Source organism: Streptomyces sp. NPDC098789, from assembly GCF_044759975.1.
Lineage (GTDB): Bacteria > Actinomycetota > Actinomycetes > Streptomycetales > Streptomycetaceae > Streptomyces.
Map to the genome: position 1 here is coordinate 384,889 of NZ_JBIWAJ010000004.1, position 15,454 is coordinate 400,342.

Consider the following 15,454-nt stretch of genomic DNA (forward strand, 5'->3'; position numbering starts at 1 on the left):
ATGTCCGCATCGGGCAAGCACCGCCGTCCCAAGACCAGCCCCCTCGCCCGCCTCCTCGCCGTCGCGGGTACCGGCGGCATGGCACTCGCCCTCCCCCTGATCAGCGCCTCCGGCGCCGATGCCGCACAGCCGGCCGCCGCCCCGGCCGCGGCCCCCGCCGTCGCGGCGCCCGTCGCCGCCACCGCTCCCGCGCTCTCCGTGCGGGCCGCGGCGTCCACCACCTATTCCGTGGTCGCGGGCGACACCCTTTCCACGATCGCCCAATCGCATTCCGTGAGCGGCGGCTGGAAGAAGCTCTACGCGGACAACCGTGCGGCGATCGGCAACGACCCGTCGGTGATCCGGCCGGGGACCGAGCTGACGCTCGGCGGCGCGGCGAAGGCGGTTTCCGCCAAGGCTGGTTCGGCGACGAAGACCGCAACGACCCCGGCGGCCGGGCGCGATGCGGGGGCCACCCCCGCACGGGCCGACCGTTCCGTGCGGGCCACGACCCTGTACGCCAACAACCTCGACGGCTGGATCCGGCAGTCGCTGGACATCATGGCCCAGCACGGAATTCCGGGGACCTACGACGGAATTCGCCGCAACGTCCTGCGCGAGTCCTCGGGCAATCCCCTCGCCATCAACAACTGGGACTCCAACGCCGCGGCGGGCATCCCCTCGAAGGGCCTCCTCCAGGTCATCGACCCCACCTTCCGGGCGTACCACGTGCCCGGTACCGCGACCGACTCCTACGACCCGGTCGCGAACATCACCGCCGCCTGCAACTACGCCGCCGACCGCTACGGATCGATCGACAACGTGAACGGCGCCTACTGAGCGGACCAGGACGCGGCCACCAACGACCGCCGCGCGGCGTGCAGATGGGTGGCCGCGGCCAACCAGGCCCACGCGTAGCGGTCGGCGCCGGGATCGAGGAGACGACCGAAGACGTCCCGGGGCCGCCGGTCGGCCTCGGCGGCCAGCGCGGCGGCCAGCTCCTCGGCCCCCGCGAAGCCGGCCCGACGCAGCGGCCCCCGGCCGCCGTTCGGCGCGAACTCACCGCGGGCCGCCTCCGCCACCGCGCGACGGCCCCCCGCGACCCCGGATTCCAACAGCCGCCGCACCCGCCACAGCGGTGACCCGCCCAGCGCGTCCGCCGCCGGCTCCCGGTCCCCTACGTCGGCCGGTTCGGGTGCGTCGGCCCCGGCCGGGAGGTGGGACCCCTGGAGCAGGTCGTAGCCGAGGTCGGCCCGGCCCAGCCACTGCGGTGGCAGCCGCAGGGTGTACGCCGACCCCGGCACCGGACCGACGGCCAGCGGGCGCAGGGTCGCGCTCCGGTCCGGGTCGGGGCGGCCGAGCACGCGCAGCGCCAGCCCGGGGCGGTCGGCCAGGCGGCGGAGGTTCGCGGTGTGCGCCAGGTCCGGATGCGGGTGGGCGGGGACCAGGGCGATCAGCGGCGCGTCGGGACGTACCGCGCCGTCGGACGACAGCTCCCGGACCAGCAGCCGGTCGCCGGCCGCGGCCACCACCAGCACGTCGCACCCGAGCAGGCCCGGGTCGGCGGCCGGGTCGGCCAGGAGCCGCGCCACGGCCTCGGCCGCCGGGCGGGCGAAGAGCGCGGCGGCCGGTCCCTCGCTCCAGTCGATCCCGCGCAGCGGCGTCGCCCGCACGCCCCGGCCCGACCCGAGACGGCCGTCGGCGGACACGGTCGCCCCGACCACGTGCAGTGCGCCCCGGGCCAGGCCGGCGTGGTCGAGGACGGCGCCGCCGAGGGACACGGAGGCGCTCGCGGCGCCCCGGGCCCGGCCGATCCCGCCGGGGCGGACGTCGGCGAGGGTGAACCGGTCGCCATCGGCGTCGACGAGGTGCGTGACCACCCCCGCGTGTCCGGTGGCCGAGAGGACGGGCTCCCGGCAGAGTCCGTACACGCGCAGGCTGCCGCCGGACCGGTAGGCGCGCCGGGAGCCTCCGGGGGACGGGAGCGCCGCGGTGTGCAACAGCTCGCGGAAGGCCTCCGTCAGCTCGGTCAGCCGCTGGGCGGCGCTGCGGTCACGGGCGGCGCGCAGCCCGCGGACCACCCGGAGGGCGGCCGCCTCGGCGTGCGGCAGGCCCGCCAGGCGCGCGGTGTGCGCGGCCCGCAGCAGCTCGGCCTGTACGACGGCGCCGCCCGCGGGCACTCCCGCCGCCAGCGCGGCGGCGGCAGCCTCCCACAGGGCCGCGGCGGCGACCACCTGCTCAGGGGACGGGGAAGGGGACGGTGGCGGTGGCGCGCCGTCGGTCGCGGGCTCCGGGTCGGATGCCGGCTCGGGCTCCGGGTCGGCGGCCAGGTCGGCCGCCGGGTCGGTCCCCGGTGGCTCCGCGATCGGGGACACCGCGAGGACGGCGGTGCGGTGGAGGCAGCGGGGGCTCAGGAGGCAGCTGCATACGGCCTGTTCGGGGGCGGTGATCGCACCCGAGGGGCCGGGGCGCAGGGTGACCAGGGCGTCCTCGCCGAAGCGGTGGGTGACCTCCCCGTCGGCCGCCACGACGGCCGGTGGATCGCCCGCCGCGCAGGCCTCGATGGTGGCGTCGAGCTTCTTGCGCAGCCGCGCGGAAAGCCCGCCGACGGCCTCGGCCAACAGCTCCGGAGCCACCGGAGGGAGCGCGGGTACACGTACGGGTGCGGTCACGGGAATCACGCGCGCTCTCCACGGAGGCGGTCGCCGACCCAGCGGGCCAGGGCGAGGGGGCTGAGGGCGGCCACCGGCATTCCGGCGGCGACGAGTTGCTGCGCGACCGGGACGCTGTAGCGGGGCGCACCGGTGTCGTCGAGGGCTGCGCAGCCCAGCAGTCGGGCACCCGAGTCGGCCAGTGCGCGGACCTCGCCGAGCAGCCCGCCGAGCGCGTGGCCCTCCTCGAAGTCGCTGACCACGACGACCAGCGTCCGGCTCGGCACCGTGATCAGGGACCGCGCGTGCGCCAGCCCCGCCGCGATGTGCGTACCGCCGCCGACCCGTACTTCGAGCAGGAGGGACAGCGGGTCCTCGACCCGGCCCGTGAGGTCGACCACTTCCGTGGAGAAGGCCAGGAAGTGGGTCGAGAGGGTGGGGACCCCCGCCAGGACCGCGGCGGTCAGGGCGGACCACACGACCGAGGCCTCCATCGAGCCGGAGACGTCGACGACGAGGATCAGCCGCCAGTCGGCCTCGCGGCCGACCCGGGTGCTGAACACCGGTCGTCGCGGCACGACGACCAGGCGGCCGTCGTCCGTCCGGCGGGTGTGCGCGAGGTTGGCCCGCAGGGTCCGGGGCAGGTCGAGCACTCCGCCGGGGCGGCGGGTGGGGCGCGGGGTGGACAGCCCCGAGAGGGCGGGGCGCAGCCGGGTGGCCAGTTCCCGGCGCAGTTCGTCGACCAGCCGCTTGACCAGGGGGCGCAGCCGGGCGAGTTGCTGCTCGGGCAGTCCCCCGGCGAGGGCGAGCACCGAGGCGAGCAGCTCCACGGAGGGGCGTACGGAGGCGGGGTCGAGCTGGGTCAGTACGTCGGTGCGGCCCGCTCCGGCGGCCTCGGCGAGCACTTCTTCCCGTACGTCGGCCCCGAACAGGGCTTCCAGTTCCTCGGCCCACTCGCGGGCCGTGGGGAAGGACGCCTCCCGGCCGCCGCCGGACCCGCCCCCGTCGAGGTCGCCCGCGCCCTCGCCCCGCCCGGCGCCGTACAGCTCGTCCAGGGCGTGCGCGTAGCGGCGGGCCCCCGCGGAAAGCCGGTCCCGGTGGCGCCCCAGGAGCAGCCGCCACCGGTCGTCCGGGGCGATCCGCCGCGGGTCCGCGGTCGCCGACCCGGGGGCCGGGGCGCCGGGCCCGGCCGGTGGGAGCGGTGCGGCGGGTGCTTCGGGGGCCGGGGCCGGGGCCGCGGGACCGGGCGGGAGCGCGGAGGCCGGGGGGAGCGGGAGGGACCGCAGGGCCGCGAGTCCTGCGGCATCCGCCGCCGCCCAGAGGGACAGCAGGGCGGGCGGCGCGTCCAGGGAGAGGTCGATCCGGTCGCCGAGCCGCTGCGCGACGGTGTCCAGCAGCCGGTCCCGGGCCGCCGGGGCGAGGGCGTCGAACCCGCCGCGCAGGGCCGGGAGCCGGTCCAGGAACTCCTGGTCGGTGAGGTGGTCGACGCGGTCCAGGACCGGTGTGAGCGCGTCGGCGCAGGCGTCGAGGAGCGGTCCCGCGGCGGTGAACAGGCCCGCCAGCCGGCGGGTCAGCGTGCGGCGGCCCTCGACGGCGGTGGCGCCGTCGATCCATCCGGCCGCGCGGGCACCGAGGTCGGCGGCGCGGTCCAGGTCGAGCAGGACCCGTACGGCGAAGGCCGCGCCCTGCATCAGTGGGGAGGCCGCGGGGCCGCGACCCGTACCGGTCAGGGCCGCGAGGGAACCCTCCAGCCGCAGCCCCAGCTGCTGGGCGGCGGCCCGGTCCGCGAGGGCCACCAGGGCGGCCGCGTCGGCCGGGTCCTCGCTGCCGGCGAGTCCGGGCAGCGCGCGGACGCAGGCGTCGAGCAAGGTGGCGGCGAGCTCGGTCGTGTCGGGCCGGACCCCGGGGAAGTGTCCGCGCCGCAGGGCTTCCAACAGGTCCAGGGCGCCGAGGAGTTCGGGGAGGGTGGCGGCCGAGGGCAGCACCTGCGCGGCCTGCTCCAGTCGGGCCGCCACGAGGACGGGCAGGTCGCAACGGGCCGCGGCGGACAGGCCGGTGAGCACCTGGGCGCTCGTAGGTCCGCCCTCGGCGACGGCGCGCCGGGCGGTGTCGCGCAAGGTGCCGGCGGCGGCCTGCTCGGCCGTGACCCCGCGCACGCCCGCGAGGTCGAGGCGCGCCGGGACCGAAGGCGTCCAGGAGAGCCGCCACTTGGTGCCGAGGGCCGACCCGTCGCCGGTCGCGGCGACGGCGAGCGGCTCGCCGTACGCCGCCCCGCACACCAGCAGCCGTTGCAGCAGCACCTCGCGGCGGGCGTCCAGCGCGGAGCGCAGCGGGTCGAGGCGGACCTCGCGGGGGGCGGGGTCCTCGGGGGACGGCAGGCGCAGCGCGGCCAGTTCGGCCTCGACGCTGGGGCCGAGGCCGGACCGGGGGGTGTGCGGGGCGATCCGGCCGCGGGCGGTGCCGACGAGCACGACCTCCAGGGCCCGGGCCAGCGCCCGGCCCCGGCCCAGGGGTTCGCCCTGGCCCAGGACGCTCGTGACGGCCTCCAGCAGCTCGCCGCGGCCGGGGGCGGGCAGCGCGCGCAGCCGGGCCAGGTCGCAGGCGACGCGCAGGGTCTCCGCGGCCTCGCCGGTGCCGGCGGTGTGCCCGGCCCGGCGCAGCTCGCGGCAGACGCCGGTCACCGCGGCGGAGGCCGCCGCGCGCAGCCGGGCGGGGTCGCCCGCCGCGGCCAGCACGGCCTGCTGCCACAGCGGGTCCCGGATCCCGGCGGGGTAGCCGGAACGCGAGTCGAGCAGGTCGAAGGAGTACGGCACGAGCGAGGTCACGACGCCGTGGGGGGCGGCCGGGCCGTCACCGGTGCGGGGGGTGGCGGATCCCGTGTCCGGGGTGGCTGACGGGGTGGCCGTCGCGCCGGGCAGGAGGGCCGGGGCGTGGAAGGCGCCGATCACGGCGGCCACGCGGTGGCCTCCGGCGGTGAGGGTCGTGATCACCTGTCGCATGTGGGCCTCGCGGGCCAGGTCCGTGGCGGCGACGGCGGGTGTGTCCTCTCGTAGGGCCCAGCCCACGGCGAGGGCGGCGCGGCGGATCGCCTCGGGGGTGCAGCCGGGGGCGAGCACCTCCACGGAGCGGTCCCAGAGGTCGTCCCCTGCGCGGCCGGTGCCGGTGCGGGTGCCGGTGGCGGTGGCCTGGGCTGCGGTCGCCAGGCCGTCGGCGTAGCCGGGCCGGGGGGCGTCCGACCCGTCCGTCGTCCCCTCCGGGGGCGCCTCAAACGCCGGCGAGGCTGAATCGGGGGCACCAGTCGCCAGCGAGGCTGAATCGGGGGCACCGGTCGGCGGCGGGGCTGAATCGGGGGCCCCGGTCGGCGGCGGGGCGGGAACGGGGGGACCGACCGGCGGCGGGGGAGGAAGTGGAGTCGCAGGGGCTGGAGTGGGCTTCGGTCCGAGGGGGAGGTCGCAGCAGATGAGGTCGATGTTCCGGGCTCGGGCCCAGCGGATCGCGGCCAGTTCCGGGGAGAAGTCCGCGAAGGGGTAGAAGGACAGGCGGCCGTCGCCGCCCGTGGCCGCGAGGGCTACGGGGGCCACGGTCTCCGGGTCGGCCAGGTGCTCCAGCCACGGCTGGAAGTCGGCGGGCAGCTCCACGCACACCACGTCCGCGCCGGAGGCGTCCAGCAGGGCGGGCACGACGGCGGCCAGGGCGGGGCTGTGGTGGCGCACGCCCAGCAGGTACGGCTCCCGGCACGCGGCCAGCGCCGCCACCCGCCCGCGGGGGTCCCCGGGGTCCCGGGGTTCGGGGATCGTCATCGCAGCGAACCCCGCAGGTCCCACAGGCGGCGCCACATCGCCGAGCCGTCCTCGGCCCGGCGGCGGACCGGGCCGTCCCAGTACCCCAACAGGCGCCCGTGATCGGCGGGGTCGTCCTTGCGGACGACGCCCAGGAGGTGACCGGGCAGCAGGTCCAGCACGTCCCCACCGGGCAGGTAGGCGGCGGCCACCCCGAGGGACGCGGCCACCTGGACGGCTTCGGCGGTGGACATGACCGTTCCCGGGCGTTCCACGTCCCAGCCCTCGGCGGAGCGCCCGCACCGCAGGTCGCGGAAGACGGTGACCAGGGCGTCGAGCACCGCGTCGTCGACCTCGAAGGCCGCGCCCGCCCGCTGGACGGCGGCCACCGCCTGGCGGCGGATCAGGGCCGCCTCGGCGTCGGCGTCGGCGATCGGCTCGACCGTCTCGAAGTTGAAGCGGCGCTTGAGGGCCGCGGACATCTCCGAGACGCCCCGGTCGCGCAGGTTGGCGGTGGCGATGACGGTGAAGCCGGGCGCGGCGGCGACCTGCGCGTCCTCGGTGGCGGTGAGTTCCGGCACGCTGATGCGACGGTCGGAGAGCAGCGAGACCAGCGCGTCCTGCACCTCGGGCAGGCAGCGGGTGATCTCCTCGACCCGGACGACCCGTCCGGTCCGCATGGCGGCGAGCACCGGGGAGTCGACCAGGGCCTGCGGGGTGGGCCCCTGGGCCAGCAGGAGGGCGTAGTTCCAGCCGTACCGGAAGGCGTCCTCGGTGGTGCCCGCGGTGCCCTGCACGGTGAGCGCGCTGGTGCCGCTGACCGCGGCGGCCAGCAGTTCCGAGAGCATCGACTTGGCGGTTCCGGGTTCGCCGGTGAGGAGCAGGCCGCGCTCGCCGGCGAGGGTGACCACGCAGCGTTCGACGAGGGCCCGTTCCCCGACGAACTTCGGGGCGATGACCAGCTTGGCGGGCAGGCCGGTCCGGCGCCCGGGCAGGGCGAGCGCGGCCCCGTCGCTGCCGCAGACGAAGGTGACGACGGCGCGCGGGGTCAGGAGCCAGCCGGGCGGGCGCGGGCCGGTGTCCTGGGCGGCGAGGAAGGCGAGTTCGGCGGCGTGGCGCTCCTCGGCCGGGAGGGTCCGGCGGGCGCCGCCCTCAGTGGGTTCGGTGGCGGTGGGGTCGGCGGTGACGGTCATCGTGCTTCTTTCGCGAAGGGGTTCGGTGGTCAACGGCGGCGGCTGCGCTTGACCTTGAGGGTGTCGAAGCGCGGCGCGTCGCCCGCGCGCACCCGCTGCCAGGCGCGCCGGTAGAGGTCGGCGGCCGGTTCGGAGGGCACCAGGGCGCCCAGGCCCGGCTGCCCGTCGACGAGCGGCTCGTACAGCGGGAGCTTCCACTCCTCCAGCGGCAGGGCGGGGGCGGCGGGCTCGGTCCAGCCGCCGGGGAGGAAGAGGGTGCGCCCGGCGCGGGCCCGGGTGGCGCTCACCACGAGCTCGGTCGCGGCCAGTTCGGCCCGGGCGGCCTTCAGCCGGGCGGGCTTCCACCCGGTCCAGCGGGCGGTGTTGCGGTCGGTGGGGTCGGGCATGGCCAGCAGTGCGAGGTAGAGGGTGCTCGCGTCGGCGCCCAGCCCGAGATCGGCGGCGGCCTCGGCGACCAGGTCCGGCACCGAGCGGCTCGGGTCCTGCGGCCACCAGGTGCCGTCCGCCGCGGCGGAGCCCGCCGCCGGGGCTCCCGGGTCGGCGAGCAGCGCGGCGAAGTCCGGTCCCTGCACCACCCGCAGGGCGGTCTCCACCCGGGTGGGCTGTTGTCGGACGCCGCGCAGCAGCGGCAGGTAGGGGTCGGTGCCGGCCGAGTCGAGGAGGGCGGGGCGCAGCGCGGCCGCGGCCTGGGTGTGGACGGTGGGCAGTACGACCGCGCCGTAGCGTTCGTGGTCCTCGGCGGTCTCGGTCGGCGTACCGGCCGCGGCGCGGAACTCCTCGCGCCCGCAGTACCCGACGGACAGCAGGAGTTCGGGGGCGGCGAGCCGCTGGCGCAGGGCGGTGAGCGCGGGCGGCAGCGCGGCCCGCACGGGGTCGCCCGCCGGGAGTCGGTGGGCGAGCCACGCGGCGAGCGCCAGGGACCCGGTCAGGACGCCCGTGGTGAAGGGGCGGGCGGCCGGCTCACGGGGTTCGGGCTGGTTCCCGTTGATGGTCCAGGGCACGTCGGTGGAGAGTTCCGGCGCGCTCGCGGGGTCGAGGAGCGCGGGCAGTGCGTGGTGCACCGCCCATCCGGCGCGCACCTCCCGTACGGCGTCGGTGAGCAGTTGCTCGGGGACGGGCGTACGTCGGCCCACGCGCCGGTTCCACACCTCGGCGGCCGCGGCCGCGTCCGGGCCGGTGGTCCACAGCGCGGCGGGGTCGCTGGGCAGCAGCGCACCGGTCAGGGCGCGGCGCAGCTCGGGGGCGAGGCCGCGCAGTTCGGTGCGGGCGACGGCGGCTTCGGCGACCTTGACGTCGAGCAGGGTGCGCAGCGCCGTGGGCAGGAAGTTGTTCTCGTAGGCGTCGATGTGGGGCAGTCCGGCGACGACCAGCTTGGCGAGTGCGGCCGGTACGCCGGTGAGCCGGGCGAATTCACCGGCGGCCTCGGGGAACCAGGGCGCCGCGCCGCGGGCTTCGGCTTCGGTGCGCAGCCGCGCGGCCCAGTCGGCGTCGCGGTCCCGGTCGCGGTCGCGTCCGGCGAGGGGGGCCGCGGTGCGCAGGGTGTAGGGCGCGGGCACGGCGAAGCGGCCGGTGGGGTCGTGCAGGAGGGCGTCGAACTCGTGGCCGTCGGGGACGGCGCGGTCGGCGCCGGTGAGGGCCAGGACGGCGCCGCCGCCCAGCGGCAGGACGGTGCGGTCCTGGAAGTGGCGTCGCGGGCCGGCGCCGGCGCCGCGGATCCGGTCCGCCGCGAGGTGGACCACGACCCGGCGCCAGTGGGCCGCGGATCCTTCGGCCGCGGCGAGGCCCAGGCCCTCGATCGCGGCGAGCAGGGCGAGCAGCGCCTCGCGCTGGGGTGCGGTGGTGCCCGGCGCGACGGCGCGGAGGGCGAGGGCGGCGGGCCGGTCGAGGAGTCCGCTCCAGGGCAGGCCGGAGTGGGCCGGCGCGGGCAGGTCGAGGTGGACCCGGCCGGGTACGGCCGGGGCGGTGGTGTCGGCGCGGGCCGCCGCGAGCGCGTGCAGGTAGTGGTGGAGCAGGTCCTGTTCGCCGTTCCAGCGGTGGTAGCCGGATCCCAGGAGCCCGCCGAGCGCCTCGTGGAACAGCTCGTCGGTGGGGCCGGGGGCGCAGGTGCGGTCGGTGGCGGCGGGTTCGAGCCGGGCGGCGGCGCGGTCCAGGACGTCCTGCTGGGCGAGGGCGAGGGTGAGGGCCTCGACGACGCCGCCGATCATCTTCGGCTCGGTGACGGTGGGCAGGGCCGCCGCGACCAGGGCGGGCAGGTCGGCGTTGCGGCCGGCCGCGGCGGCCGCCTTCAGGAGCGCTCCGATGCCTTCGCGGTCGGCGGTGCGCAGCGCGGCCGAGGACTCGGGGTCGCGCGGGCGCAGGGCGTACCAGTGGGCGAGGGGCGGCAGTTCGACGCTGCCGGTGGAGAGGGAGGTGTGGTATCCGCCGCGGGATTCGACGGTGACGACGCCGTCGGGGTCGGTGAGGCTGAGCTGGCGCCAGTGGTGGGTGAGGACGCGGGGGCGGTCGTCGCCGGGGAAGACGAGGGCGGCGACGGGCATCTCCCGGCCTTCGGGGGCCGTGACGTGGCGGCCGGCCGTGTCGCGGGCGCTCCAGCCGTGGCCGGGGGTCCGGACGGCGCACCAGCCGAGCAGGCCGTCCGCGGGGGCGCCGAGGACGGAGCCCGCGACGGTGGGCGCGGGGCGCAGCCAGTTGCCCTGGCAGGAGCAGTTCCCGCTGCACGGGCCGGCGGGGACGCCGTCGGCGCTCTGGTCGCGCAGGGCGTCGGTGAAGAAGGCGGGCAGGGAGCGCCGTCCGTGGGCGCCGCTCGCGGGGTCGTATTCGCACCAGCCGCCGTGGTCCTCGCCCTGGGCGCCCTCGGTGTGCTGCCACACCCAGTAGGAGGAGCCGTCGTGGAGGACCGGGCGTTCGGTGGGCAGCCGGGTGTCGCCCCGGTGCAGGACTCCGCCGCCGAGGGCGCGGCCGCCGCCGGACAGGGGCAGCGAGACGTGTTCGGAGCGCATGTTCCAGTAGCCGCGGTCGTTGCCGTCCTTGTCGAAGGCGACGGTGAAGACCCGGTCGGGGGCGGAGTGCCAGTAGCCCTCGGTGGCGCCGCCGTACGTGCCCCAGAGCACCAGGAGTTCGCCGTCGACGTAGTGGAAGCCGTACCGGCGGTGGCCGCCCTTCGGTGCGCGCAGGTCGTGGACGAGGACGGTGGACTCGGCGTCGATGACGCGCACCTGGGAGGTGCTCGCCACGATCAGGTGGGGCCAGGCGTCGACGACGGTCAGGCCGTCCTGGCTCCCGCCGGCGGACAGGGCGGCGAGGGCCTCCTCCCAGGCGGGCCAGTGCAGTTCCTCGAAGAGTCCGCCGCGCAGGGTACGGGCGAGGGTCTCGCCGAGGTCGGCGGCCACTGCGGCGGCGACCTCGGCCGGAGCGAGCTCCAGGGCCTCGGTGGGCAGCCAGCCCAGCCGTGCGGTGGCCGCGGGCAGACCGGGCAGGCCGGCGGCGCAGGACTGCGCGGCGACGCCGCGCATCCACTCGGCCAGCATGGTCCGGCCGCCGGGGGCGGCGGCGAGGCTGCGGATGACCTGCGGGCCGGGGGCGCCGTCGCCGAGCGCGTTGACGGCGCGTTCGAAGGCGGGCCGGAACCGCTGGTCGGCGGCGAGGGCGAGGAGGTCGCGCCGCTGCTCGTACTGGGCCCAGTCGCGCAGGCCCAGTTGGGCGTTCGCGTCGTGGCGCGGGTCCGGGTCGGCGACGGGGAGGTCGAGCGAGAGCAGCAGGTCGAGCAGGTCCGCGTCCTGCACGCCGAGAACGAGGCCTCCCGCCCGGTCCGGGTGGGCGAGTTCGGCGCGCAGTCGGTCGGCGGCGCGGGTGACGAGGTCGAGCAGCAGCGGCGCGGTGGGGCGCGATCCCCAGCCGCCGTGCCGGGCCGCGTGGAAGCGCTCCAGCCAGCCCGCGGCGCCGTCGGGCGCGCGCTCCTCGGCGGGCAGGTCCGCGGAGCACAGCCCGGCGGTGGCGCCGGATTCCTCCAGGACCTCCAGCCACAGGGTGGTGAAGGCGGCGCCCTGGTCGGAGGTGACCGGCGGGGTCAGGCCGAGCAGCGCTCCGCGCACGGCCGGGACCCGGCGGGCGAGCGCGACGAGTGCGCCGCGGTGCGCCTTCCACCAGCCGTGGGCGGCGCGCAGGGTGGCCGGTAGGGGCAGGAGTTCGGCGAGGTGGTCCTGTTCGGCTTCGGTCCCGGTGTGTCCGGCGGCCTTGGCGAGGCGGCGCAGTTCGGTGGCGGCCTGTGCGGAGGGGGCCAGTCCACCGGCGGTGCGCCGCAGGCACAGGCGGCGGAAGCGTTCGTACGCCTCGACGGGGCTCACCCGGGCGGCCAGTTCGCGGCCGTAGCCGGTGAGGACCTTCACGGGGAGGGCGCCGGCCAGGGCGAATTCGAGGAAGACGGCGTCGAGACGGTCCTCGTCGACGGTGAGGCCGTGCTGGGCCTCGCTGGTGCGGGCCCGGCCGAACAGCTGCGAGGCGTAGGTGGTGTTGTCGACCGCGAGGAAGATCCGGGCGGCCTGTTCGTAGAAGACGGGCAGGAAGTGCGGGACGGACGAGGCCAGTCGGCCGGCCAGGGCGAGGCACCCGTCGAGGGTCGCCTTGGGCCGGTTCGTCGCCTGGCGGGCCAGCCGGTCCAGTTCGGGGACGACGGCGAGCGCGTGGTGGCCGTCCTCGGGGTGGTGGACGAGCACCCAGGCGGGGAAGCCGAGGGCCTGGCGGCGGCCGATGCCGACCACGGCCGGTTCGGCGTCGGGGACCAGTCCGAGGAATCCGGCGGCGAGGTCCTCGGCCGCGCCGAGTTCGGCGGCGGCGAGCCGCACCACGACGCGGTCGCCGCCGAGGGCGGGGTGGCGGTAGGTGCGGGCGGTCAGGTCGACCGCGCCGGGCCCGGCGCCTGGGGTGCCGCAGGGCAGCACCGCGCCCGCTCCCAGCAGCAGTTCGGCCTCCCCGACGGCCCCTCCCCCCGCGGCGCCGTCCGTCCCCGTACCCGGGCCTTCGCTGTCGATGCCCTGCACGTCAGTGTCGATGTCCCGCACGTCGCCCCCGCTCATGTCCTGGTGTTCCCGCCCGCTCGTCGTCCCGGCCGTGGTGTTCACGCGTTCCCGCCCTCGTCGATCCTGCGCCCCGCGTACAGCGCGGCGGCCATCCGCATGCCCTCGGACCAGGCCACCGGCCCGACCTGCGCCAGGCGAACCCCCTGACCGTCCACGTCGCTCCAGGTCAGCGCGCCGGTGCTCTGCTCGGACTCCCAGTACGGTTCGCCGACCCATACGGCGGCGGAGGTGGCGCGGCCGGCGTCGCGGACGGCGCAGGTCGCGTAGCCCCCGGAGACCCGGTAGCCGAGGGCGGTCGCCCGGGCGGTGAGGCTGAAGCGGCTCGGGAACACCCCGCCCGCGAAGTCCCGGACCTCGAAGCCGTCGCCCTGCTGGGCGCCGGAGCCGGTCGCGCCGGGGGCGCCCGCCGCGGGGACACCGGCGCGCTGCCAGGTGGCGCGGTGGATCTGCTCGATCCGCTGCTCGATGCCGAGTTCGGCCGCGAAGTCCCGTACGTCGTCCAGGTCCGGCAGCAGCACCGGGTGCGGCAGGGTCACCGTGCGCGGGGCCAGTCGTACGGTCTCGCCGTCGAGGTTGACCACGCGCAGTGCGCCGGAGTCGGTGACGTCGCGCAGGAAGCCCGGCTCGTCCGGGTCCTCGCCGATCACCACGAGGTCGCGCAGGGCGCTGCGCCAGGCCTCGTCCGGCCAGACCCGGGCGATCAGAGCGGTCGGCACGGGCAGCGAGGACACCATCCAGCCGTCCACCTGCGCCAGGCACGCGGCCGCGTGCCGGTCGAGCCATTCGGAGAACTGCCGCAGCCGCTCCACCTCGGGGTGCTCCCGCAGTGCCTTGGGCAGGGTCTTCAACTGCCGTCCCGCCGAGCGGCCGGCCGTCGGCCGCGCCGCCACCCGCCCTTCCACCAGGGCGATTTCATACCCTTCGCCCGCTGCCAGCCATGCCATCAGCCCGTACCCCTCCGCCTGTCCGATCAGGATGCGCGCAGCCTGGACAGGAGGGGTTGGAGCCCCCCTGAGCTGCGGCATGTCGGGAACAGTAGGGGCGGCCACTGACAACGCCGCCGGCAGGGTGGGCGCGGCCGGCGCAGGCGGTCAGCGCAGCCGGTCAGCGCAGCCGGTCGGCCAGGTCGGTGAACTGACTCCACGTCGGCTGCGGCGGGCGCGGGTCCCAGACCTTCTGCGCGAGGGCGGCGAGCGGCAGCCGGATCCCGGCGGCGACCTGGTCCTGGGTCTGCGAGGCGGCCAGGTCGCACCAGACGGCGAGGCGGGCGCCCAGGATCTGCCCGGCGTAACGGGCGGGCACGGCTTCGGTTCCGCGCAGGACGAGCGGGGTCCACTGTTCGTAGATGCGCCGCCCGGTCGGGTAGGTGAAGTCGTTGGGTTCGCCGAGGACGTAGTACAGGTACTCGTCGTTGAGGTTGACCACGGGGCGGCCCTCGCGCAGGTACTCCAGGGGCGGGCGGGCCCCGATCTCCTTGCCCGTCCAGTACTCGACCTCGATGTCCCGCGCGGCGGTGGCGGCGCCCCCGGCGAAGAAGCCGTCGTTCCACGCCTTGGGCGTCCGTCCGGCGCCGCGGACGACCGCGGCCCGGTCGTTCAGCCAGCCGGTGGCCAGGTCCGACACGCGCGCCCCGGCGCCGTAGCGCTGTCGGGCGGCGGCCGCGAGCTGGGGGAAGGAGGCCTGCGGGTCCTTGACCACGAGGGCCTGGTACTCGTCGGCGCCGACGTGCCAGTGCGCACCGGGGAAGAGCGGCAGGTACTCGCGCAGCAGCTCGTCGACGAGCCGGGCGGCCGCCGGGTCGGATATGTCCACGGCGCCCTTCACGGCCCGGCCGGCCGCGTCGCGCAGTTGGAGGGCGGGGTGGGCGCGCAGGACGGCGCCGAGGTGTCCCGGCGAGTCGATCTCGGGGACCACTTCGATGTGCAGGCTGCGGGCGAGGGCCACGATCCGGCGCACCTCGGCCTGGGTGAGGTGCGGGTCGGAGACGATCTCGGGGTGGCTGACGGAGGCGATGCGGAAGGCCTGGTCGTCCGAGAAGTGCAGGCCGAGCTGGTTGAGTTTGAGGTCGGCCATCTCGCGCAGCCGGTCCTCGATCCAGGGCGCGGTGAAGTTCTTGCGGGCGATGTCGAGGTTCAGCCCGCGCTGGGGGCGGTCCGGCGCGTCCTTGACCGCGCCCTCGCCGATGGATCCGGCGGCGCGGACGGCCTGTTCGAGGGTGCGGGTGCCGTAGAAGACCCCGGCGTCGTCGGGGCCCGTGATGCGGACGCCGCCGTCGCGGACGGTGAGGGTGTACGACTCGGGGACGGCCTTGGCCGCGCCGCCGGGGGCGTCGAGGGCGAGTTCCACGTCACCGGGTCGGACCGCCGCGCCGTCCTCGGCGTAGCCGAGCTTCAGGTCGCGGGCGAGCGCCCTGCCCTCGTCGGCGAGGGCGGCCCGGTGGGCGGGGGCGACGACGACCCGGGCCTGCGGGGCGGGTTTCCAGCCGGGGCCGCGGGCGGGTTCGAAGGTGCGCACGGCCGGGATGGTCCGGGGCGCGGTGGAGAGCGGGAAGCTGCGGCTCGGCGAAGGGGCGCTGGTGCTCGGGGGCGCCGGATCCGGGCTGCCCGGGGCCGCCGGCGAGCTGGCGGCGCCGGAGTCCGCGCGGCCGCTCGCGGGGGCCGACGTACAGCCCGGCAGTGCGAGCGCGGCCACCGCGACGGCCACGGCCGTCGCGGTGGTCCGTATGCTCCCGGTTCGCCCGGTTCCGGTTCGACTGTTCCCGGTTCGCCCCATGGTCA

At 77.1% G+C, this 15,454-nt stretch carries 7 protein-coding genes; 1 reads left to right on the forward strand and 6 read right to left on the reverse strand.

Going from position 1 to position 15,454, the window contains the following annotated elements:
• Positions 1–819 (forward strand): transglycosylase SLT domain-containing protein, encoded by an 819-nt coding sequence (locus ACIQWR_RS11820; protein ID WP_404007070.1) that lies wholly within the window; start codon positions 1–3, stop codon positions 817–819.
• On the opposite strand, the gene ACIQWR_RS11825 is transcribed toward ACIQWR_RS11820, so the two are convergent.
• The 6 genes from ACIQWR_RS11825 to ACIQWR_RS11850 form a co-directional block, all read right to left on the reverse strand.
• The gene (locus tag ACIQWR_RS11825; protein WP_404007073.1) at positions 813–2,660 is read right to left on the reverse strand and encodes a hypothetical protein; all 1,848 of its coding nucleotides are present in this window, start codon (positions 2,658–2,660) and stop codon (positions 813–815) included. The genes ACIQWR_RS11820 and ACIQWR_RS11825 overlap by 7 nt on opposite strands.
• Positions 2,657–6,430, reverse strand: coding sequence for a DUF5682 family protein (locus tag ACIQWR_RS11830; RefSeq protein ID WP_404007075.1), 3,774 nt, complete (start codon positions 6,428–6,430; stop codon positions 2,657–2,659). Before ACIQWR_RS11830 ends, ACIQWR_RS11825 begins: the two co-directional genes overlap by 4 nt.
• A complete protein-coding gene (locus ACIQWR_RS11835; RefSeq protein ID WP_404007078.1) occupies positions 6,427–7,602 on the reverse strand; it encodes an AAA family ATPase in 1,176 nt (391 codons plus the stop codon). The genes ACIQWR_RS11830 and ACIQWR_RS11835 overlap by 4 nt, the downstream gene beginning before the upstream one ends.
• A gap of 29 nt (positions 7,603–7,631) precedes the next feature.
• Complete coding sequence (locus ACIQWR_RS11840) at positions 7,632–12,719, reverse strand: DNA-binding protein (protein WP_404007081.1); 5,088 nt, start codon at positions 12,717–12,719, stop codon at positions 7,632–7,634.
• A complete protein-coding gene (locus ACIQWR_RS11845; RefSeq protein WP_404007083.1) occupies positions 12,716–13,621 on the reverse strand; it encodes a DUF4132 domain-containing protein in 906 nt (301 codons plus the stop codon). Before ACIQWR_RS11845 ends, ACIQWR_RS11840 begins: the two co-directional genes overlap by 4 nt.
• A 160-nt stretch (positions 13,622–13,781) precedes the next feature.
• Complete coding sequence (locus tag ACIQWR_RS11850) at positions 13,782–15,449, reverse strand: glycoside hydrolase family 20 protein (RefSeq protein ID WP_404007086.1); 1,668 nt, start codon at positions 15,447–15,449, stop codon at positions 13,782–13,784.
• Between the last annotated feature and the right edge of the window lie 5 nt (positions 15,450–15,454).